Genomic DNA, 20,771 nt, shown 5'->3' with positions numbered 1-20,771 from the left:
ATCAGGCGCGCAGGGCGGCGAGGAACCACTCGAACGTCGGCACCTGGGGCGGGAACGGTGGCCGGTCGTTGAGCACCCCGAGCAGCTGCCAGTACCGCTCGACCCGGGCGTCGGTGAAGGTCTCCACCTGGTCGGCGAGCCGGACCCGCTCGTCGGCCGACATCTCCGGGTCGACGATCCGGTCCAGGATCGCCCGGCCCTCGGCGGAGTCGGGCGTGATCCCGTCCGCCACCGCCGCGCCCGCCTGCGCGAGCACGACCTGCGGGTCGTACGGCGGCGGCCCGGCCTGGCCCGCCGACCGCGCACCGGCCGCCGCCATCTCCCGGACCCGCTGCCCGAAGTCGGGGTCGTAGACCAGCTCGGCGAGTTCGAGCCAGGCATCCACCTGCGCAGGGCTCGGATCGTCGGGCAGCTTCGCCGGCATCTGCCGCATCGCCTCGGCGATCCTCGCACCGGGCTCGTAGGGGTCGATCCCGGCGAAGGTTCGCTCCACGAAGTCGTCGATCATCCGCTGCCGCTCCGCGGCGGAGAGCCGGGCCAGCTTGTTCATCACTCTCATCTCCTCGGTCGTGCTGTTCCGTCGCGCGACCGACCGCAGCACGGCCCGGCGTAACTGGAGCGTGCGGATCTCCGTGTCCAGGGCGTCCGCGTGCGCCCGGGCGACGTCGGCCAGGGTGCTCTGCCGGGCCAGGATCCGCTGCACGGTCTCGAGGTCGAGCCCGAGTTCGCGCAGCGTGCGGACCAGGTCCAGCCGGGCCACCGCCCCCGGGTCGTACAACCGGTAGCCACCCGCGGACCGTCCGGTCGGCGGAATGACGTCGATGTCCGACCAGAACCGGATGGTCCGCACCGACAGGCCGGTACGTCGGGCGAGCTGTCCGATGGTGAACAGCTCGGTGCGGTCGTTCACGGAACGAGCATCAACCTTCCAGCCGCTGGAGGCTCAAGCCCATTGTTTCGCCGGCCTCGGCCGCGTGCGCGACGGTCCGGCGCGGTCGACGGCGCGACGGTCCGGCGCGGTCGACGGCGCGACGGTCCGGCGCGGTCGACGGCGCGACGGTCCGGCGACGAAGGAGGGGCTGCACGGGACGCTCATCGCGGGACCGGTGTCAGGTCCAGGCGGCGGGATTGGCGACCAGGTCCTGGACCCGGTCCGGCAGCTTGCCGTTTGCCACGTCGGCAAAGGTGACCAGTTCGAGGATCTCCCGCTCGCTGGCCCGCAGCGCGATCCAGACCTCCTGGAGTGCCCGCGCCGCGCCGGAGTAGCCGATCTCCTCCGGACGCTGACCCCGGATGTTGGCCAGCGGGCCGTCGATCACCCGGATCACCTCGGCAAGCGAGATCTCCGCCGCCGGGCGGGCCAGCCAGTAGCCGCCCTCGGGGCCGCGCTGGGCGTGCACGATGCCGCTCCGGCGCAGTTGCAGCAGGATGCTCTCCAGGAACTTCGGCGGGATGTGCTGGGCCCGGGCGATCTGCTCGGCGGTCAGCGGTGCCGGACGCCGCCCGGCCGGACCGGACCCGGTGGGGTGGGTACGACCGCCGGCCGACGGACCCGGCTCCGGGCCGCCGCTCTGCTCCGCCCGTGCGGCTATCTCGGCAACGGCCCGCAGCGCGTAGTCGACGCGGGCGGAGAGTCGCATGTCGTACAGGTTACCGGCACGGTCAGGCACCGATCCGGCGGAGCAGCCCTTCCTGCACGGCGCTGGCGATCTGCCGGCCGTCGACGGTGAACATCCGGCCGGTGGCCAGGCCGCGCCCGCCGGAGGCGGACGGGCTCCAGCAGTCGTAGAGGAACCAGTCGTCGGCCCGGAACGGGCGGTGGAACCAGAGCGCGTGGTCCAAGCTGGCTCCCACCACGCCGCCCGGTCCCCACACCTCGCCGTGCACCGAGAGCACCGAGTCGAGCAGGGTCAGGTCGGAGGCGAAGGTGAGCGCGCAGGCGTGCAGCAGCGGGTCGTCCGGCAGCTTGCCGTCGATGCGCATCCAGACCCGCTGGTGCGGGTCGGCGGGCCGGTCGCCCGGGCGGACCCAGCCGGGCTCGCCGACGTACCGGACGTCGATCGGGCGCGGGATCATCGCCCAGATGCCCAGCCGCTCGGGATAGCGGGCCAGCCGGTCGGTCATGGTCGGCAGCGTCTCCGGCAGCGGTACGTTCACCGGTGCCGGCGCCTGGTGGTCGAGCCCCTCCTCCTGGCGGTGGAAGGAGGCCGACATGAAGAAGATCGGCTTGTCGTGCTGGAGCGCGACCGAGCGGCGTACCGAGAACGAGCGGCCGTCCCGGACGTTCTCCACCTGGTATTCGATCGGCTCGGCCGGGTCGCCGGCCCGGACGAAGTAGCCGTGCAGGGAGTGCACGAACCGGGACGGGTCGACCGTCCGGCCGGCGGCGACCAGGGCCTGGCCGGCGACCTGGCCGCCGTAGACCCGTTGCGGACCGACCGGCGGGCTCACCCCCCGGAAGGTCATCTCGTCGAGCTGGAGCAGGTCGAGCACGTCCAGCAGCTGGTCGACCGCCGCCTGCCCGACGATCGCCTCGCTCGACGCGCCGGGCTGCTCGTCGGGCTCTCCGGAACTCACTGTGCGGTCCGGGCCACCGCCGTCGGGTCGACCAGCGAGCCGAGCTGGTGCACCCGCAGGGTGTTGGTGGAGCCGGGGGTGCCGGACGGGGTGCCGGCCACGATCACCACGTAGTCGCCCGGGTTGGCGTGGCTGAGCCCGATCAGTGCCTGGTCGACCTGCCGGAACATGTCGTCGGTGTGCTGCACGAACGGCATCAGGAAGGTCTGCACACCCCAGGAGAGGGCGAGCTGGTCGCGGACCTCGGGCACCGGGGTGAAGGCGAGCAGCGGCAGGTCGCAGTGCAGCCGGGAGAGCCGCCGCACGGTGTCGCCGGTCTGGGAGAACGCGACAAGCGCCTTCGCGCCGATCGCCTTGGCGATCTGGGAGGCGGCGACGGTCAGCGCCCCGCCATGGGTACGCGGGTCGTGCTGGAGCCGGGGTACGGCGATCGACCCGGACTCGGTGGTCGTGACGATCTTGGCCATGGTGCTGACGGTGAGCACCGGGTACTTACCGACGCTGGTCTCACCGGAGAGCATCACCGCGTCCGCGCCGTCGAGCACCGCGTTGGCGACGTCGGACGCCTCGGCGCGGGTCGGCCGGGAGTTTTCGATCATCGAGTCGAGCATCTGGGTGGCGACGATGACGGGTTTGGCGTTCTCCCGGCAGAGCTGCACGGCCCGCTTCTGCACCAGCGGCACCTGGTCGAGCGGCAGCTCGACGCCGAGGTCGCCGCGGGCCACCATGATCCCGTCGAAGGCGTTGACGATCTCCTCCAGGTGGGTCACCGCCTCCGGCTTCTCCACCTTCGCCGTCACCGGCCGGTGCACCCCGACCTCGTGCATGATGTGGTGCGCCAGCTTGATGTCCTCGGGCGAGCGGACGAACGACATCGCCACCATGTCGACGCCGAGCCCGAGCGCGAAGCGCAGGTCCTCGGTGTCCTTGTCCGACATCGCCGGCACGCTGACCGCGACGTTCGGCAGCGACACGCCCTTGTTGTTGGAGACCGCGCCACCCTCGGTGACCAGCACCCGGATGTCGTTGCCCTGCACCTCGCTGACCTCGACCGCGACCCGACCGTCGTCGATCAGCAGCCGGTCACCCGGCCGCACCTCGTACGGCAGCTTGTCGTAGGTGCAGGAGACCCGCTCGCGGGTGCCGAGGATGGCATCGCCGGTGATCACGACCGAGTCGCCGGTACGCCACTCGTGCGGCCCGTCGGCAAATCGGCCGAGCCGGATCTTCGGCCCCTGCAGGTCGGCGAGGACCGCGACGGCGCGACCGGTCGTCCGGGCGGCCTCCCGGACCAGGTGGTAGACCTGCTCGTGGTCGGCATGGCTGCCGTGGCTGAAGTTGAGCCGGGCTACGTCCATGCCCGCCTCGACGAGTCCGCGGATGCGCTCCGGTGAGGAGGTCGCGGGACCAAGCGTGCAGACGATCTTTGCGCGGCGTGTCACGGCCATCAGGCTAGTCTCTCTCTCGGATCGGCCCGCCGGACCCTCGGGACACCGAACAGTTGGCCAACGTCACGGGGCTGGATGGTGACCGGCGGGTCGTCACACCGGGACGTTGCGGGCGGGCGTCAGCGACCGCGCGGCGCCGAGCCTACTCCCGCCGCGCCAGCCACGTGCTCCCGGCCGGGGATGGTCCGGGGTCGGTGCGTGGGCGGCCTGCGGCACCCGAGCAGAAGTCTACGCCGCCGGTGGTCAGTTCACCTCGACGTGATCTTGCTGTTATCGCCACGATATCGGCCGGGTCGACAGTCAGGGCTCGATGTCGTTGATCAACAACTGACCGAGTCGACAACCGACCGATCGACAACCGACCGGAACGTCGCGAGGAGCGCCATGGCACCCAGTCCGCCCACCGACGCCGAACTCGACACCATGATCCGCGCCCGGCTCGCCAGCCTGGGCATCGACCTCGACCAGTTGCCACCCGGCACCGCCGCCGACCCGGAGACGGGATCCCCCGGGCGGGACTCCGTGCTCGCCTCGCTGCGCTCCTTCGTCCGGAGCACCGTGGCCGACCTCGCGGCGTACCAGCTGCCGACCCCCGCCGCCGGCACCGACCCGGCGCTGGCCCGGGCACTCTCCCAGCAGGCTGCCCCGATGCTCTATCCCTCGATCAGCACGGAATGGCGGCGATGATGGGTTCCCACTCCCCCTCCCCGCTGCCCACCGGCACCGGGGCCCCGACATCCGCCGCCGTCACGCCCCAGGACCGGGCCGTCGACCGCCGCGCGTTCCTGGCCCGTGCCGCCGCGCTGGCCACCGTCGGTGCGGTCGGCGCGGCCGGTGGCGCCGCCGCCCTTCCCGGGCCGGCCGTCGCCGGGCAGACACCCGCCTTCTTTCCCGGACACGGCGTCGGGCACGGCTCCGGCTCCGGACACGGCGGCTCCGGCCGGCCGAACCCCGCCCTGGACCGGCCGGAGGCCTACCGCCGGCCCCGGCCCGAGGCGCTGGCCGACCCGACCGAGCTGACCATCGCCGAGGCGGCCTGGCTGATCCGGGCCCGCCGGCTCGCCCCGGAGGAACTGGTCGAGGCGTACCTGGCCCGGATCGGGGCGTACGAGGGGGTGTACCAGGCGTTCAACCTGGTGCTCGCGGACGCCGCACTGGCCGCCGCCCGCGCCGCCGCCCGGCGACCGCACTCCGGCGCCCTGCACGGCATCCCCCTGGCGATCAAGGACAACTACTACACCGCCGGAGTGCCGACCACGGCCAACTCCCACCTCTTCCAGGACTTCGTGCCGCCGTACGACGCGACCTCGGTCGCCCGGCTCAAGGCTGCCGGGGCGATCGTGCTCGGCAAGACCCAGATGGGGCCGCTGGCCACCACCCGGGCCACCACCCCGGCCGGGGTGGTCACCACCGTGAACGCCTGGACGCCGACCAACCCCGGGACCGACCCCGGCGGGTCGTCGACCGGCACCGCCACCGCGGTCGCCGGCCGGCTGGCCACCTCGGGCACCGGCACCCAGACCGGCGGCTCCATCACCGCTCCGTCGAACGCCCAGAACCTGACCGGGCTCAAGCCGACCATGGGCCGCGTCCCGCTGACCGGCATCATCCCGCTCACCTACACCCGGGACCACCCCGGCCCGCTGGCCAGGGACGCCCGGGACGCCGCGATCATGCTCACCGCGATGGCCGGCGAGGACCCGGCGGATCCGCGCAGCCAGGGCCTGCCGCCGGTCCCCAGGCTGATCGAGGCGGCCACCCCGGTGTACGCCGGGCGGCGGGTCAGGCTGCGCTGGCGTACCCGGATCGGCGTCCTGCCCGGCTACGCCGACGGCACGTCGGCGACCGCGCTGGCCCGGCAGGCGTTCCTGGCCGAACTTGCGACGGTCTCCGGCGCGACCCTTGTCGACGTGGCGCTGCCTGCCGAGTGGAGCCTGCTGACCGGCGGCAGCTTCAACAACGTCCGGCTGCCGGAGCGCAGCGAGCCGTTCATGCCCTATCTCCGGACCGACCTGCGCGGCTTCGGGGTGTCGGTGACGAGCTGGTTGCAGGGGGCGCTGCTCGGCGCCAACGAGTTCCTGACCGGCCAGCGGGCCAAGCTGCTCCTGCTGGAGCGGGTGCTGGACGGGATCTTCGACGACTGTGACGTGGTGGTGCAGACCGGGCCGGTGCCGTTCGACATCCTCGGCCTGCCGGAGATCGCCTTCCCGATCGGCTTCACCCCGGCCGGTGTGCCGATCGGCACCATCCTCGGCGGCCTGCCGTACGGGGAGGAGCGGCTGCTCTCGGTGGTGGCGGCGTACCAGGAAATCACCGACTGGCACTGGCGCCGGCCGGCCGACCCACCGGCACCGGCGGCGGGCGCCCAGGCCGCCCGCGGCACGCTGGCGGCACCGGCACCGGACGAGTCCCGGGGCCGACTCACCGCCGAGCAGGTGGCCGAACTGACCCAGTAGGCGGCCCGACCCAGGTACACCCAGTAGGCGGCCCGAGCCGGGTACGCGGACGCCAGGCGGGTCCTCGGCTTCGCCAACCGAGGGCCCGCTGACGCAGGGTGGCTAGCCCATGACGACTCGGCGAGCCGCATAACACCTTGACGTTCATCGATATGCGTCCTACCTTCGCCCCGGGTACCTGGCAGCGGCGGAGGGACGGCGGGATGCGAGCACGCACCTGGACGGCGACGGCGGTGGCCGTCGTACTCGTCGGTGGCAGCGGATGTGCGACGGAGCCGGAGGCGGCGACCACCACCGGGACCAGCGGCGACGGTGCCGCGATCTATCTGGACCGGTCCTACTCGGCGCAGGAGCGCGCCGTCGACCTGGTCTCCCGGATGACGCTGGCGGAGAAGGCCGCCCAGATGGTCAGCAGCCAGTCGGCGGCGCTGCCCCGGCTCGGCATCGAAGCCTATGGCTGGTGGAACGAGGCCGCGCACGGCGTCGCCCGGGAGGGCACCCTGCACAACGCCAACCCACCGATCCTGGTCAACACCACCTCCTATCCCGTCGACCTGTCGCTCGGCGCCACCTGGAACCCGGAACTCGTCCACCGGGAGGCGACGCTGATCTCGGACGAGGCCCGGGAGGTGGTCCGGGACAACCGGCTCGACCTGAACTTCTACTCCCCCACCGTCAACCTCGCCCGGGATCCGCGCTGGGGCCGCAACGACGAGGCGTTCAGCGAGGACCCGCTGCTCACCGCCGCGCTCGCCGCCCAGTTCGTGAACGGGATGGAGGGCAAGGACCGGACCGGCCGGATGCTGCCGGAAAGCCGTGGCTACCTGAAGACCAGCACCACGCTCAAGCACTACGCCGCGAACAACAGCGAGTTCGACCGGCTGCGCGGCAGCGCCGACATGGACGACCGGACGCTGCGCGAGTACTACACCGCGCAGTTCCGGGAGATCGTCGGGCGCAGCTCACCGGCGTCCATCATGACCTCGTACAACCGGGTCAACGGGGTGCCGACCTCGGCCAGCGGCTATCTGATGGAGGAGCTGGCCCGGCAGACGTTCGGCTTCGACGGCTTCTTCACCTCCGACTGCGACTCGATCCGGGAGATCCAGCACGGCCACCGCTGGCAGCCACCGGGCCACCCGGCGCCGCTGGACCACATCGAACGGCACGCCTGGGCCAACGCGGCCGGCGAGGACCTCAACTGCCAGCAGGGCTACCACGACGAGTGGAGCTACGCGAACACCATCCCGGCGGCCATCGCACGGGGCATCGACACCCCGTACGGCCGCTACACCGAGGAGCACGTGGACGCCTCGCTGGTGCGGCTGCTGACCACCCGGATCCGGCTCGGCGAGTTCGACCCGCCCGAGGACGTACCGTGGGTGACCGCGGCCCGCTCCCGGGTCGCACCCGGCAGCTGGACGAACTCCGACGCCAACGGGGCCGTCACGCAGACGGCGGAGCGGCTCCGGACGGCCCGTGAGGTCGGCGCCGAGAGCATCGTGCTGCTGAAGAACCGGCCCGCACCGGCGGCCAAGGCCGGCAGTGGGGCCGGTGGTGGGGCCGGTGGTGCCGATCGTGCCGCGCTGCTGCCGCTGCGGGTCCCGGCCAGCGGGGCGTACCGGGTCGCGGTGATCGGCCACTACGCCAACCCGCCCAGCATGTATCTCGGCGGATACTCCAGCATCCAGGCGAGCGCCGGGCAGGCCAACGAGGTCAACGGATACCAGGGGCTGAGGGCGGCGATCCAGCGGATCAACCCCGGCGCGGTCGTCGACCACCTGGCCGGGGTCACCCCCGGCAGCCTGGCCGAGGTGGATCCGGCTGCCGTGGCGGCCGCCGCCGGCTACGACGCGGTGATCGTGTACGCCGGCACCGACGACCGGCACTCCCGGGAGGACGTCGACCGGGCCACCCTGGCGCTGCCCGGCGCGCAGGCGTCCCTGATCAGCCAGGTGGCGGCCCGCAACCCGAACACCGTCGTCTACCTGGAGACGGCCGGGCAGGTCGACGTCGGCGGTTTCGAGGCTGCGGTGCCGGCGATCCTGTGGAGCTCGTACAACGGGCAGCGCAAGGGCGAGGCGCTCGCCGACGTGCTGCTCGGGGCGCGCAACCCGAGCGGGCACCTGCCGTTCACCTGGTACCGGGACGCGAGCCAGCTCCCGCCGATCGACGACTACCGGATCCGGGACGGTGCCGGGCACCCCGGCCGGACGTACATGTACTTCGACGGGGAGGTGTCGTATCCGTTCGGCCACGGCCTCGGCTACAGCGGGTTCGGCTACTCGCGGCTGCGGGTGGACCGGAGGGCTGTGGAGGCGAACGGCACGGTCCGGGTCGGTGTCGACGTGACCAACACCGGTCGGGTGGCGGGCGCCGAGGTGGTCCAGCTCTACGTCGCCACGCCGGAGGCACCGGCCGCCCTGGAACGCCCGGACCGGCGGCTGGCCGGCTTCGAGAAGATCTCGCTGCGCCCGGGGCAGACCCGGCGGGTGGAGTTCGTCGTACGCGTGGCCGACCTCGCCTTCTTCGACGAGCGTGCCGGCCGCTACGTCGTCGACTCCGGGGCGTACGCCTTCCAGGTCGGCAGCTCCAGCGCGGACGCCGACCCCCGGCTGCGCGCCGGGGTGACCGTCCGGGGTGCCCTGCGCCCGGCGCTGTCGGTCGTCACCGCCACCGCGCCGACGCTGGTCTCCCCCGGCACCGTGCTCGCCCCGAGGCTGACGATCGCGCTGACCGACGACACCCGGTACGGCCACCGCGCCGAGGGTGCCGGCACGCCGCTGCCGCCCGGCGCGACAGTGCGGTACCGCAGCAACCGCCCGCAGGTGGTGTCGGTGGGCCGGTCGGGTGCGATCCGGGCGGTAGCCACCGGAGTCGCCACGATCACCGCGACGGTCGACTATCGGGGCGTCCGCCGGTCCACCGAGTTCGCCGTCGGAGTGCGGTAGGGCGGCACCGACGGTACGCGGCGACACAGCAGAGGCATCACTGGCTTATATAAGTTACTCCTGATACTCTCCCTTCCGACCACGGCGAGAGGTCAACATGAGGGAGTGACGGTGGACATCGTCGACGAGATCAACGCCATCCACCGGAGGGTGGGCCGGGCGGAGACACCGGCTGGCGAGGCGCGGACCGTGCTGCTGCGCCGGACCTACGACACCTCCGTGGACGACCTCTGGGACGCGGTCACCAACCCCGAGCGGCTGCCCCGATGGTTCGCGCCGGTCAGCGGAGAGTTGAAACTCGGCGGTCGCTACCAGGTCGAGGGAAACGCGGGAGGCGAGATCATCCGCTGCGAGCCGCCCCGCAGTTTCAGGCTGACCTGGATCTTCGGCGAGCCCGTCGAGGGTGGGTTCAGCGAGGTCGAGGTGCGGCTGCACGGCGACGGCGACGAACGGGCCACCCTCGAGCTCGAACACGTCGCCGTCATCGACCCGGAGCGGTGGACCGAGTACGGTCCGGGCGCGGTCGGCGTCGGCTGGGACCTGTCGCTGCTCGGCCTGGGCCTCCATCTGGGCGGTGACGCGATCGACGACCCGAACGCCTGGGGCGAGTCCCGGGAGGCCCGGGAGTTCATGACGCTGAGCAGCAACGCGTGGGGTGCGGCGGCGGTGGCCGGCGGCGAGCACCCGGACCCGGTCGCGGCGATGGTCGCCAACACCACCCGGTTCTACGCCCCGGACCTGCCGGCCGGCCCGAACGCACCCTGAGCCGGGCCGGCAGAAGGATCTACGGTCCGGGCCGTACCTGTTCGAAGTGGAACTCCCGGATGAAGCAGTCCCGGGGCTGTCCGACCGCGAACAGCACGCACTCCACGACCGACCGCGCGGTGAGCGGCGCGCCGGACCCGCGCGGCCCGTCGTCCTGGACGAAGTCCGGTGGGTAGAGCGAGATGATCCGGATCCCCTCGGCGCGCAGCCGGTGCGACAGGATGCCGGCGAAGCCGGCCTGGGCGTGCTTGGCCGCGTAGTACGCCGGATGCGCCTCGGAGCGGTGGTGGCCGACCTCGCCGCAGGCGGAGACGAGGTTGACGATGTCGGGCCGGTCCGAGGCGCGGAGCAGCGGTAGCAGGTGCCGGGTCAGCAGGATCGTGCCGGTCGCCGCACCGGCGATGGTGTTCACGATGTCCTCGTCGGAGGCGTCGTCCAGTCCGGTGCCGGGCAGGTAGGCGGCACCGTTGTTGACCAGGACGTCGATCCGGTCGGTCCGGGTGGCGAGCGCCGCCGCGAAGCCGCGTACCGAATCGGGGTCGGCCAGGTCGCAGGCGAACGCCTCGGCGGTGCCGGCGCCGATCGTCTCGGCGGTCCGGGCGGCCGCCGCCGGATCCCGGGCCGAGACCGTGACGTGTGCGCCGCGCGCGGCGAACGCCAGTGCCAGGGTACGGCCGGTGTCCCGACCGGCACCGGTGACGACGACCCGCAGCCCGTCGAAGATCATCGGGCCAGTACACCTTCTCAACCACACTTCAGGTCAACCGTGCCGTGACGATCCGCACGGGTTACCAACCTCGCCCGATGTGGTGGCCGGACGCAGCCCGGCTACGAGGCGCTGATCCGCTGCGTTGACCACCCGTCGCGATCCTCGCCCGACGCGGTGGTCGGGCGCAGCCTGCCGAGCGCTATTGCCGACTGGCTACGTCGTTGGCCGAGTTGCGATCCTCGCCCGACGCGGTGGTCGGGCGCAGCGCGAGGAGGATCGCCGCGTGCGTGTGGCGGAGGTCGTGTTGCGATCCTCGCCCGACGCGGTGGTCGGGCGCAGCAGCTCGACCGCCGGCAACCTCCAGTTCAGGGCGAGCCAGTTGCGATCCTCGCCCGACGCGGTGGTCGGGCGCAGCTGGCCGCGGGATAACGCTGGAGCCCAGCGATTCTGTGGTTGCGATCCTCGCCCGGTCCGGAGACCGGGTGCAGCCCCACCCACGGCCGTGAAGGTTAGTGACCTGCTTCAGGTTGCGATCCTCGCCCGGTCCGGAGACCGGGTGCAGCCCCACCCACGGCCGTGAAGGTTAGTGACCTGCTTCAGGTTGCGATCCTCGCCCGGTCCGGAGACCGGGTGCAGCTCGCCGACCGGCTCGGCATCATCGCCTGGCAGCGGACGTTGCGATCCTCGCCCGGTCCGGAGACCGGGTGCAGCGGTTCACGACCTGCGCAAGCATAGCCAGGAGGTCCTTATTGCGATCGATAGCCCATCCCTTATGCCCGATAAAGTCAGGAAGTTCGCCTGGGAACCCCACGCTGGAAGCAGCGCCACCGGCGGTTCCTAGATCAACTAACATCGACAGAACCCGTCATCGAGGGCTGACTCTTGGTGGCAGGTCCGGTACGGTCAGCGCTGGTACCGAGTGGGGCACTGGGGGCGATTACGGCGATGGCGTCTGTGGAAGAAGTCAAGGTTGGAGTGGCCAGATTTGGCGACGAAGCTGGCAAACAGATTGGACAGATCCGCGCTCTGACCAGTTCACTGGAGCAGACATCGTCTATGCTCCGCACGATCACGAGCGGCACCAGCCATGCAGCCGTCGCGGATGCACTGACCCGGCTCGAACAGGCCAAGCAACGCCTGGCCGAGGCCGCGACCCTAACTCAAGGCGCCGTCGAGACCACGCGCAACTACGCTGCCACCTTCTGAGCCGAGAGGTCCACATGCCACGCGTAATCGTGCCTGTCGGGCTCTCGATGGGACCTCGCTATCGGTACGTCCGCCCTCCGGACCCACGGCCCGAGTGCTATGAAATCCACCTCGGCGACGATCTCGTCGAGTTCACTGAGGATGAGACTGCCGTCTGGGCAGCAGCCTTCATTGACGCCGACCAGCACTCCAAACTTGCCGTCAACCGCAAGTCATTGATCCGTATGCTGGAGAACGCTCCTAGGCCAGAACCGAGGGCCGTCGAGATCGTGGAAAATCTGATCAGCCGCGGCCTACTCCTGGAGTACGATCCGGAGGGCGACGTCCAGGAGGTCTTCCGGCGACACAAGCTCCTGCCACTTGGCGAAGGACTCGGCTCGACACCCGAGGAACCCCACCTTCACCGCATCGGTCATCAGGGCAACCCCAAAGTCGCTGTGCCCATCCAGGTCTACACCCAGTGGTCTTACGCATACTTGCATCCCAACCTCTGGGAGGCATGCGTGTACTATGCGGACGAGTCGGAGGAGGCGTCGGCCGGGGAGGACGTCCTGAATCTCACTCCCGGCGAGGTGGCCCGCGACGTGGCTCTCAACCTACCGATGATGATCGCAACCAGTTGCGCCTTTCTCGATCCCGTCGTCGCGGTATGAGATACGGCCGCAAGCAACGACGGGAACAGAAGAAGGAGCGACCGTTCGCTCGGCGCCTGAAGTACGAGAGCGCCAAGGAAGGGCTCGGCAAGCTTGTCGAGTGGGGCAGCGCGGGGATCGGCATGATGCTGGGGGTAGCCGCCACCCGGCTGGGGTTACCGATCTCGCCTGCTGTCGCGACGACCGGCGGCGCCATCCTGGGCGGTCTGCTCGGGTCCCAAGGCAAGGCTTACATAGTCGCGCGTCTTGATTACCTGCGAGAAACTCGCGCCCAACGGAAGCCCTCGGCAGCAGCCGAGGCGACCACCACAGACGAGGGCGGCGACAAAGTTCCGGCAAAGCCTCGCAACGACCCGCCGAAGCCGCCTTCCAAGCCCTTCACTGTAGGGGCGTTTCGGCGTGCCACTCGGGTGCCGCACCGCAAAATCGTCAGGAGTCGGGCCGATTCAAGCAGCGTTGCGAGCCAGGTGATTTCCGGGCTGGAAAAGGCGATCGATCAGCTCGAACAAGCTGCCAAGCAGGCCCAACAGCTTGGCGTAGACGTATGGGCCAGTCACAACAGGTTATCGGCAACCCTCGCTGGCGGCCGACCCGAGGTCGTCAGGCACACACACGACCGCCTGACCACCGCTCGACATCATGTTCAGGATTCGGTCAATCTGCTCCGCCAGGCTGCCGAGAGGCTACGCGAGTACCGCTCAGCCATCTGAGCCCTTACTTCTCGGCAACGTAGACCCCGACGCCTGGGACCCCTACCACCAGCCCTTCGGCCTTCAGAGTGAGCATGGCGTTCCGCACGACGATCGAGGAGACGCCGTAAATCTCGCAGAGCTGCGATGTTGAAGGCAGTTTGTCTCCTGGCGACAGCTCACCCGACTCGATCTGGCTACGGATGCGTCCGGCGAGTTCGACCCACTTCGGGCTCGGTGGCATGGTGGTACTCCCTGGTCAGCACCACCATTTGATCACTCGTCACCTGTTATCGCAAGTGATAGCTTGACTGCGATAGCTTGTTATCCTAGGCTCCGAACTGATCGGCTCCCTGGTCAGCACCCTTGGGGCTGGTTGTCCCGCACAGAGCCCGGCCGGCCCGCTCTCCCGGTCGGCCGGGTGCCCCCACCTGCCCAGGCACACCCGCCGGCCATCCCCATCCAGACGGGAGGCACCAATGGACCCCGCACCACCACACCCCCGGACCACCCGATGACCGCCCTCTCGCAGACCGGGTACGCCACCTTCGCGCGTACCCGGATGGACGAGGCGCGGCGGGCGGTGCTCGGGCACGCCGTCTGCGCGTACACCGGGGTCTGTCTCGGGTGCGGGCGGCCCGGCCCCTGCGCGACCCTGCTGGCCGCGCGCCGGACCCTGGCGCACCACACCCAGCGGACCGTCAACCAACGCCCGCACCACTACGGGCACCGCCAGCTCCCGATGATGACCGGAGACGTGCGCGCACCCGTGCCAAGTGACGAGCTGCGGGCCGCCTGCCTGGCCGTCGAGTCCGCGCTCGACCGGGCCGACCAGCACGTCGCCGGGGTCGGGCACCCACTCCCCTCCGCCGGACTCGCCCGCTGGGAGGACGCGCTCACCGACGCCTGGTCGGCCCTGCACCTCGTGCACGGTGGCATCGCCGAGGCGCGGACGCTGCCCGGCAGCACTCCGGCGAGCGTCCGGGACGTCGTCGACGGCTTGGCGCTGGCCCGCGCGGACGCCGAGCGGGCCGGTGTCGCGGCCGGGCGGGTCCGGCGGCAGCTCGCCGCCGCCGAGGACCGGCTGCGCCGGACCAGTGTCGACCCGCCGGCCCGGGTCGCGGCCGACCGGTGGCGCACCGCCGCCGCCCGGCTCGACCTGGTCACCGCCCGGCTGGCGATCGGCGCCCGCGCCCTCGACCGGTACGCCGCCGCGCTCGCCGGCACCACCAGCCAGCTGATCCGGCGGCCGGCAACCGTGCCGCTGCACGGGCCGGCGATCGCGGCCGGGGCGCGGACGGCCGGGGCGGTGCTGCTGACCGTGCACCCGTGGAGCGGCTGGCGGGGCTTCCTGGCCCGCGCACGCCGGCAACGTCAGATCGACCGGGAACGCGCCGACCTGCGGAGCGACCTGTGGTGAGCCGCCACACCGCCCCGAGCCGCTACACCGCCCCGCTGCGGGATCTTGCCAGCGGCCGGCCGCGCGACTATCAGCACCGGATCGACCGGTTCGACGAGCCGGACTGGCGACGCTACGGCCTGCTGGTCGAGACCGCGTTCCGGCTCGCCGTCGGGCGGCGGTTCCGGCCGGGCGGGCAGGATCGGGCGCCGGTGATCCGGTTCGTGGCGAGCGTGCGGGAGCGCTACGACCATACCGGCTACGACCTGGACCCGAGGCTGGCCGAGTCGCTGCTCTGGGCGACCCTGGCCGGCGAGCCGACCCCCGACCCGCTGCTCGCCAGGACGTACACCGCGCAGACGCTGCTGCTCATCGGCCTGCTCGACGACGAGGGCCTGTCCCGCGCCGAGCTGGACCGCTTCCTCGCCGAAGCCGAGGGAACCGCTGGAGCCGAGGAAACCGCCGACGCCGAGGGAACCGTTGGAGCCGAGGGAACCGCTGGAGCCGACGCCGAGGGGACTCCCGATGCCGAGGGAGGTGTGGCGGACAGCGACGCGGGCGACCCCGCAACCGAGGAGGCAGCCGAGGGCGGCTCGGCCGCTCCCGGCCCCGCCCCTACTGGTTGCTGACGGCGACGTTGTCGAAGGCGGCGGCCGCGTTGTAGACGCGTACGCCCGACCTGCCGGACGCGAACGCGGTGTCGGTGACCGAGATCCTCGGTGTGGTCAGGTCGTCGACATACACCCTGATCGAGGAGCCGTTGGCCACCACGCGCAGGTGGTACCGCTGGCCGGTGGCGACCGGCAGCGGCGCCGAGCCGAGCGGCGTCCAGTTGTTGTCGGCCCGGCCGAGGATCACCCGCCCGGCCGGGGTGATCCCGGCGTAGTAGCCGCGGTAGGCGTCGGTGCCGGTCGCCACGCTGGAGGCCCGGAACACCAGCCCGGCGTCGCCGCTCCCCGAGGTGACCGTGACGTCGAGGTCGTAGGTCGCGTTCGCGTGGTTGTCGTCGAGCAGTGACTTGCCGCCGTAGGAGGCGGTCGTCCGGTACTGGCCGCCGCTTACCGACCAGGCCCCGCCGTACGTCTGCCAGCCGAGCGCGTTGCCGTCGGCGAAGTTGTCCTTCACGAGCATCGTGACCCGCTGGATCGTGCCGTCGGCGTTGAAGTTCATTCTGTCGTACGCGACCTGCCGCGCGTTGCCGTCGGTCTGCGAGAGCGGCCGACGGTGGTAGAAGATGTACCAGGTGTCGGTGCCGGGGATGTTCAGCACCGAGTTGTGCCCGGCGCCCCGCGCCACCGCCGGATCCTGGGCCAGCACCTTGTCGAGGCGGGTGAACGGGCCGGTGGGCGAGTCGGCCATCGCGTACGCCACCGAGTAGTTCGGCCCGGTCCAACCGCCCTCCGACCACATCAGGTAATACTTACCGTTCCGCTTGAACATCTGGGAGCCCTCGACGTACCCGCTCGGAGTGATCTCCTGGTAGGTCGTGCCGTCGGCGAAGGTGCCCAGGCTGGTCATGTCGGGGTTCAGCTTGGCGACGTTGGCGTGCCCCCAGCCGCCGTAGTAGATGTACGCCTGCCCGTCGTCGTCGATGAAGACGTCCTGGTCGATCGGCTGGGCACCGTTGACGAACTGTGCGATCAGCGGCCGCCCGATCGCGTCGGTGTAGGGTCCCTCCGGCCGGTCGGCGACCGCCACCCCGATGCCGCCGAGCGCGCTGTTGCTCTGGATGTCGTTGGCCGCGAAGTACAGGTAGTACCTGCCGTTGCGGGCGATCGGGGCGGGCGCCCAGACGGCGTACCGCGCCCAGCTCACGTTGGCGGTGGTGAGGACGTTCGGGTGCCGGGTCCAGGTGATCAGGTCGGTCGAGGAGAAGGCGTCCAGATAGGTCTGTTCCGCGTACGGGCGGGAGGAGGTCGGGAAGACGTAGAAGCGGTTGCCGTAGATCGCCACGTCGGGGTCGGCGTACCACCCGGCGACGATCGGGTTGCCCGCCTCGGCGGTGGTGTAGTCGGGCAGCGCGGCCGAGGCCGGAACTGCCGGCGCGGCGGCGGCGAGCACACCCACGACGGCGACGGCAGCGGTGACGGCGGCGGCTTTACCGAGGGTCCCTCCAGACATCCACATTTAATAATGTTTTCTGTTTCCGCTCCGTGTCGTCAAGTGTCGATTCGTGCTGACGGTAGCCGGGTGACGCGAACCGGGACCGTCAGACCAGGTAGTAGCCGAGAAAGGCGACCGGGGCGGCGAGGAAGCAGATCAGAAACCCGAGCCGGGCGTACCGGGCGGGGCGACCGACGATCATCCTCGGCTTGCCCCAGACGCTGAGCACGAGATAGCCCACGAAGAACGCCATCGTCGGCAACCCGGCACAGCTCCACGAGAAGACCGCGAGGGTACCGGCGTCGAAGCCCTTGTTTCGGGTCACCTCGGCGACGGTGAGCACGATCCAGATGATCACCGTGAGCACCCCGGCGCAGATCAGGTAGACCGTCGTCGCCCGCGCCAGCGACGACATCGACGGGAAGAGCGGCGCCTGCTGCGCCATCGTCTCCGTCTGCACGATCATCACGTCGGCACCGTCGGCCGACTGCCGGGCCAACTCCAGCTCCCGCACCGGGTCCACCGGCCGGGCCGGTGGCACCCCGGCGGCCGCACCGGCACCGGAGACCGGACCGGCGCCGGCCGCCGCCACGTCGAAGGGAAGCCGCGGGCCGGGGACCGCACCGGCGCCCGCGCCGGAGGCCGGGGTCGCGGGCAGCGCGCGCCGCGCCGGACCGGCCGGCAGTTCCGGGTACGCCGCCGCGCCGCTCACCGGCTCGACCCCGCTCCCCTGCTCTCCGCCACCCGCAGGGGTGCCGAATCCGGACGGCCGGTAGACGTGCCGCTGCGGACCGGGTGCGTCGGATCCGCTCGGCGGAGACGGCGGGCTCGGCGGAGATGTCGGCGAGCTCGGAGGCGGCGAGCTCGGAGGCGGCGGGCCGAGTGGTTCGGGGTGGTCCGGTCCGGCGTACTGGGCCGGGACGCTGGGCTGACCGGGTGCCCCGGGCGGCGGATAACCGCCCACCGGAGGCGGTGACGGCCAGGACGGCGGAGGCGGCGAAGGCATGGGCGGGCCAGGCTGCGGGGCGGGCGGCGGGATCGACCTGCCGATCATCTGGCCGAGCGCCGTCAACCGCTGCTGCTGCACACCGAGCCGCTGGTCGAGCCGGTCGGCGGCGGCGGCCGTGCTGCCGCGCGCCTCGGCGAGCTGGGCGGCGCTGCGTTCACCACTGCGCCGGAGCTCGTGCAGGTGCCGGGCCAGGGCCGCGTACTCGGCGAAGCTCGCCACCTCAGCTCCCCTCCTCGTCGTCGTGCTCGTGACCGGCCCGGACGAACGGCACGATCAATCGCACCCGCTGGTCGTGCCGGTCCACCAGCAGGGCCCGGTTCGGCCTCGGGGTGTAGGCGAGGTCGTTCACCCCGAGATACATCCCCAGCTCCCCGCCGGGCACGTTCAACGCGACCAGACAGGCGACGTCGTCGCGGTTGCCCGAACCGCCGATATCGTCGGAGAGGCGACGCAGCCCGCGCCACCAGCCGAGCAGGTGCACCCCGTAGGCCGGGCCCTGCCGGAGCATCGCCTGCAGGTCGTCCAGGCCGGACTTGAACTGCTCGTCGCGAACCCCGAGGACGCCGCTGGCACCGTCCATGCCGTACCCGACCAGGAAGGTCCGGGCGGCGGGCGGCCCGTCGGCCGGCTGGGCGGCCAGCTTGCGCAGCTCCTCGCGGAGCCCGGCCGCGTCGAGCCGGTCCACCGGATGCCCGCCCCCGGTCAGCTCGGCGATCGTCGTCTCGGCGATCTCGTCGGCGACCGCGACCAGCGGGGCGACCAGGAAGCGGGCGCTGCCCGGAGCGTGCTGCCGGGCCAGGCTGACGGTCGCGGCGTGCAGCACGCTCGCCCCGACCGGCGAGGTGCCGACCACCGCCAGATGCCGGCCGGGGGTCGCGTCCAGCGCGAACATCGCCGAGGTCAGATCCACGTCGACGGTACGGCCGACCAGCGCCAACGGTCGCCGTCCACCCGGGACCAGCCCCCGGTAGGTCGGGTCGTCCTCGACGTGCGCCGACTCGTACCCCTTGAAGACCGCCGGTGGCCGCGAGCCCGGCCTGCGGGCCTGCCACAGCTCGTGCCGCAACTGTGCCACCTCGGCGGCGCTGGCGTGCGCGTCCGGGAACCGGACCACGGTGTTGGCGGCGGCGAGCCCGGCGGCCGGGTTGATGATCGCCGAGCCGATCGGCAGCGCCCCGGCGGCGTCGTTGAGGTGGTCCAGCACTCCGCCGCCGCCAGGCAGGGCCACCCGGAGCGGGAACTGCCCGAAGATCGAGTCGGTCTTTCCGTAGAGCGCCTCTATCCCGGTCATGCTCTGGCTGGCCAGCACCAGGTGGATCCCGTAGGACCGGCCCTTGCGGGCCAGTTCCTCCAGCAGCGCCACCGCCTCCCTGGCCACCGCGTCGTTGCCGGCGAAGAGCACGTGGAACTCGTCGATCACCGCCACGATCCGGGGCAGCGGCCGGGCACCGTCCCGGGGCAGGTCGGCCAGCTTCGTCACGCCGTGCCGCTTCAGCGCCGAAGCCCGCCGGTTCAGCTCGCGACGCAGCTCGCGGAGGACGGCGACGCCGTACTCCCGGTCGGACTCGATGCCGACCGCGCGGGCGTGCGGGATCCACGACGGGTCGCGGCCGGTCGGCACGAACTCGGTGAAGCTGACCCCCTCCTTGAAGTCGAGCAGATAGAGGGAGAGTTCGTCCGGCGAGTAGCGGGCGGCGAGTCCGTAGAGGACGTCGAGCAGGAAGACGGTCTTGCCGGCACCGGTCCGGCCGCCGACCAGCCAGTGCGGGGTCTGGTCGTCGAAGGCGCAGATCACCGGCTCCCGGCCGGCGCGGCCGATCACCGCGCGCAGCCCGTTGCCGGAGGACTCCGCCCAGGGGCGGGCCGGCAGCAGGTCGGTGAACTCCAGCGTCGACTCCCGCCGGTAGATCTCGCCGAGCCGGTCGGCCAGCGCCGCGACCGCGCCGGCCGGGGGCTCGCCGTCCAGGCGTACCGGGGCGGCCAGCCCGGAGCCGTCGGAGCTGAACGGGTGGCCGGGCGGGTCGCCGATCCAGGCGTACCCCTGCGGGTCGAGCCGGACCTGCGTGGTGCCGCCCAGCGGGGCCAGGGTGGGCCCGGCATGGCGCGGCGGATATCCGGCGGCGAGCACGCAGACCCCGGCGGTCGGGCCGGCGTGGGTGAGCGCGGCGAGCCGCCCCAGCTCCCGCCCCTGCGGCAGCGAGGCGGCGACCAGGAGCAGGAGTTCCGGCGTACCGGAGGAAGCGGCCTGCTGGGCGGCGCGGGCGTGCCGCTCGGCGGCGTCGAGCACGGCGGAGATCTCCGCCTCGGTGGTGGCCGGCGGCGGTATCGCCCCGGCCTCGATCAGCACCCGCAACGGCAGGAAGGTCGCGCCGAGCGCCGCACTGTCCAGGGCGGAGACCCGGACCGCGCCGGGCGGTGCGGCGGCGAGCAGCCGGACGACCAGGGTACGCAGCAGCGCCGCCACCCGCCCGTCCCGGGCGTCGGCGTCGATCGCCAGGTGCGTGCCGCCGCTCAGCGGTACCACCGCCGGAAAGTCCCCGTCCACCGTGGTCGCCACGCCGAGCCGCATCGGCAGCGGGCCGGCGAAGAACCGGGCCGGCTCCGGCTCGCGGCTGACCGCCTCGCCGACCCGGCGCAGCCGGGCCACGATGTCGGCGGTCTCGCCCGTGTCGGCCGGCGGCCGGAGCTGGGCCAGCGCGTGCCGGGCCGCGTCCAGGTGTGCCCGGGCCTGCCGGTGGGCGGCCACCGCCCGCCCGAATGTGGCTGCGAGTCCCACCCTGCCCCCAAGCGTCGGTACGCGTAGTCA

At 71.9% G+C, this 20,771-nt stretch carries 18 protein-coding genes; 9 read left to right on the top strand and 9 right to left on the bottom strand.

Annotated elements, in window-relative coordinates; genetic code table 11:
- Position 1: 1 nt before the first annotated feature.
- The 4 genes from ACN28C_RS15400 to pyk form a co-directional block, all read right to left on the bottom strand.
- Positions 2-910, bottom strand: a complete 909-nt coding sequence (locus tag ACN28C_RS15400) for a MerR family transcriptional regulator (protein ID WP_422774131.1) — start codon at positions 908-910, stop codon at positions 2-4.
- A 199-nt stretch (positions 911-1,109) separates the two neighbouring features.
- On the bottom strand, positions 1,110-1,640 hold the full coding sequence (locus ACN28C_RS15395; RefSeq protein WP_422774130.1) for an RrF2 family transcriptional regulator: 531 nt from the start codon (positions 1,638-1,640) through the stop codon (positions 1,110-1,112).
- A gap of 22 nt (positions 1,641-1,662) precedes the next feature.
- Positions 1,663-2,577, bottom strand: a complete 915-nt coding sequence (locus ACN28C_RS15390) for an acyl-CoA thioesterase (RefSeq protein WP_422774129.1) — start codon at positions 2,575-2,577, stop codon at positions 1,663-1,665.
- Complete coding sequence (pyk, locus tag ACN28C_RS15385) at positions 2,574-4,025, bottom strand: pyruvate kinase (RefSeq protein WP_422774128.1); 1,452 nt, start codon at positions 4,023-4,025, stop codon at positions 2,574-2,576. The genes ACN28C_RS15390 and pyk overlap by 4 nt, the downstream gene beginning before the upstream one ends.
- Before the next feature lie 384 nt (positions 4,026-4,409).
- Here pyk and ACN28C_RS15380 point away from each other — a divergent pair, with 384 nt between their 5' ends.
- From ACN28C_RS15380 to ACN28C_RS15365, 4 genes are all read left to right on the top strand, one after another.
- Entirely contained in the window at positions 4,410-4,712 is a 303-nt protein-coding gene (locus ACN28C_RS15380) for a hypothetical protein (protein ID WP_422774127.1), read from the top strand.
- A complete protein-coding gene (locus tag ACN28C_RS15375; RefSeq protein WP_422774126.1) occupies positions 4,709-6,481 on the top strand; it encodes an amidase in 1,773 nt (590 codons plus the stop codon). Before ACN28C_RS15380 ends, ACN28C_RS15375 begins: the two co-directional genes overlap by 4 nt.
- A 203-nt stretch (positions 6,482-6,684) precedes the next feature.
- The gene (locus ACN28C_RS15370; protein ID WP_422774125.1) at positions 6,685-9,432 is read left to right on the top strand and encodes a glycoside hydrolase family 3 C-terminal domain-containing protein; all 2,748 of its coding nucleotides are present in this window, start codon (positions 6,685-6,687) and stop codon (positions 9,430-9,432) included.
- Positions 9,433-9,537: 105 nt separating this feature from the next.
- A complete protein-coding gene (locus ACN28C_RS15365; protein ID WP_422774124.1) occupies positions 9,538-10,197 on the top strand; it encodes an SRPBCC family protein in 660 nt (219 codons plus the stop codon).
- 19 nt (positions 10,198-10,216) lie between these two features.
- Here the strand turns inward: ACN28C_RS15365 and ACN28C_RS15360 are convergent, their stop codons facing one another.
- Positions 10,217-10,924 (bottom strand): SDR family oxidoreductase, encoded by a 708-nt coding sequence (locus ACN28C_RS15360; protein ID WP_422774123.1) that lies wholly within the window; start codon positions 10,922-10,924, stop codon positions 10,217-10,219.
- Between the two features lie 927 nt (positions 10,925-11,851).
- On the opposite strand from ACN28C_RS15360, the gene ACN28C_RS15355 reads away from it, so the two are divergent.
- The 3 genes from ACN28C_RS15355 to ACN28C_RS15345 are packed head-to-tail and all read left to right on the top strand — an operon-like array spanning position 11,852 to position 13,475.
- Positions 11,852-12,112, top strand: a complete 261-nt coding sequence (locus tag ACN28C_RS15355; RefSeq protein ID WP_422774122.1) for a hypothetical protein — start codon at positions 11,852-11,854, stop codon at positions 12,110-12,112.
- Positions 12,113-12,126: 14 nt separating this feature from the next.
- Positions 12,127-12,765: a hypothetical protein gene (locus ACN28C_RS15350; RefSeq protein WP_422774121.1), complete on the top strand. Its 639-nt coding sequence runs from the start codon at positions 12,127-12,129 to the stop codon at positions 12,763-12,765.
- Entirely contained in the window at positions 12,762-13,475 is a 714-nt protein-coding gene (locus ACN28C_RS15345; protein WP_422774120.1) for a hypothetical protein, read from the top strand. Before ACN28C_RS15350 ends, ACN28C_RS15345 begins: the two co-directional genes overlap by 4 nt.
- Before the next feature lie 4 nt (positions 13,476-13,479).
- On the opposite strand, the gene ACN28C_RS15340 is transcribed toward ACN28C_RS15345, so the two are convergent.
- Positions 13,480-13,698 (bottom strand): winged helix-turn-helix domain-containing protein, encoded by a 219-nt coding sequence (locus tag ACN28C_RS15340; protein WP_422774119.1) that lies wholly within the window; start codon positions 13,696-13,698, stop codon positions 13,480-13,482.
- A gap of 270 nt (positions 13,699-13,968) precedes the next feature.
- Here ACN28C_RS15340 and ACN28C_RS15335 point away from each other — a divergent pair, with 270 nt between their 5' ends.
- Both ACN28C_RS15335 and ACN28C_RS15330 read left to right on the top strand, forming a co-directional pair.
- Positions 13,969-14,874: a hypothetical protein gene (locus ACN28C_RS15335; protein ID WP_422774118.1), complete on the top strand. Its 906-nt coding sequence runs from the start codon at positions 13,969-13,971 to the stop codon at positions 14,872-14,874.
- The gene (locus ACN28C_RS15330) at positions 14,871-15,482 is read left to right on the top strand and encodes a hypothetical protein (RefSeq protein ID WP_422774117.1); all 612 of its coding nucleotides are present in this window, start codon (positions 14,871-14,873) and stop codon (positions 15,480-15,482) included. The genes ACN28C_RS15335 and ACN28C_RS15330 overlap by 4 nt, the downstream gene beginning before the upstream one ends.
- On the opposite strand, the gene ACN28C_RS15325 is transcribed toward ACN28C_RS15330, so the two are convergent.
- From ACN28C_RS15325 to ACN28C_RS15315, 3 genes are all read right to left on the bottom strand, one after another.
- Positions 15,469-16,974 (bottom strand): family 43 glycosylhydrolase, encoded by a 1,506-nt coding sequence (locus ACN28C_RS15325; RefSeq protein ID WP_422774116.1) that lies wholly within the window; start codon positions 16,972-16,974, stop codon positions 15,469-15,471. The two genes, ACN28C_RS15330 and ACN28C_RS15325, sit on opposite strands and share 14 nt — an antisense overlap.
- An 88-nt stretch (positions 16,975-17,062) precedes the next feature.
- Positions 17,063-18,184 (bottom strand): hypothetical protein, encoded by a 1,122-nt coding sequence (locus ACN28C_RS15320; protein WP_422774115.1) that lies wholly within the window; start codon positions 18,182-18,184, stop codon positions 17,063-17,065.
- Between the two features lies 1 nt (position 18,185).
- Positions 18,186-20,741: an FtsK/SpoIIIE domain-containing protein gene (locus tag ACN28C_RS15315; protein ID WP_422774114.1), complete on the bottom strand. Its 2,556-nt coding sequence runs from the start codon at positions 20,739-20,741 to the stop codon at positions 18,186-18,188.
- Between the last annotated feature and the right edge of the window lie 30 nt (positions 20,742-20,771).

The sequence above is a fragment of the Plantactinospora sp. WMMC1484 genome (assembly GCF_049315195.1).
Lineage (GTDB): Bacteria > Actinomycetota > Actinomycetes > Mycobacteriales > Micromonosporaceae > Plantactinospora.
Note: the sequence above shows the minus strand (reverse complement) of the source record. Positions and strands in the feature narration are given on the sequence as shown.

What these genes read in the sequence shown, in the direction of transcription:
- ACN28C_RS15395 (WP_422774130.1), bottom strand. Translation starts at nt 1,640, where the DNA reads ATGCGACTCTCCGCCCGCGTCGACTACGCGCTGCGGGCCGTTGCCGAG.
- pyk (WP_422774128.1), bottom strand. Translation starts at nt 4,025, where the DNA reads ATGGCCGTGACACGCCGCGCAAAGATCGTCTGCACGCTTGGTCCCGCG.
- ACN28C_RS15380 (WP_422774127.1), top strand. Translation starts at nt 4,410, where the DNA reads ATGGCACCCAGTCCGCCCACCGACGCCGAACTCGACACCATGATCCGC.
- ACN28C_RS15375 (WP_422774126.1), top strand. Translation starts at nt 4,709, where the DNA reads ATGATGGGTTCCCACTCCCCCTCCCCGCTGCCCACCGGCACCGGGGCC.
- ACN28C_RS15370 (WP_422774125.1), top strand. Translation starts at nt 6,685, where the DNA reads ATGCGAGCACGCACCTGGACGGCGACGGCGGTGGCCGTCGTACTCGTC.
- ACN28C_RS15360 (WP_422774123.1), bottom strand. Translation starts at nt 10,924, where the DNA reads ATGATCTTCGACGGGCTGCGGGTCGTCGTCACCGGTGCCGGTCGGGAC.
- ACN28C_RS15355 (WP_422774122.1), top strand. Translation starts at nt 11,852, where the DNA reads ATGGCGTCTGTGGAAGAAGTCAAGGTTGGAGTGGCCAGATTTGGCGAC.
- ACN28C_RS15350 (WP_422774121.1), top strand. Translation starts at nt 12,127, where the DNA reads ATGCCACGCGTAATCGTGCCTGTCGGGCTCTCGATGGGACCTCGCTAT.
- ACN28C_RS15345 (WP_422774120.1), top strand. Translation starts at nt 12,762, where the DNA reads ATGAGATACGGCCGCAAGCAACGACGGGAACAGAAGAAGGAGCGACCG.
- ACN28C_RS15340 (WP_422774119.1), bottom strand. Translation starts at nt 13,698, where the DNA reads ATGCCACCGAGCCCGAAGTGGGTCGAACTCGCCGGACGCATCCGTAGC.
- ACN28C_RS15335 (WP_422774118.1), top strand. Translation starts at nt 13,969, where the DNA reads ATGACCGCCCTCTCGCAGACCGGGTACGCCACCTTCGCGCGTACCCGG.
- ACN28C_RS15325 (WP_422774116.1), bottom strand. Translation starts at nt 16,974, where the DNA reads ATGTCTGGAGGGACCCTCGGTAAAGCCGCCGCCGTCACCGCTGCCGTC.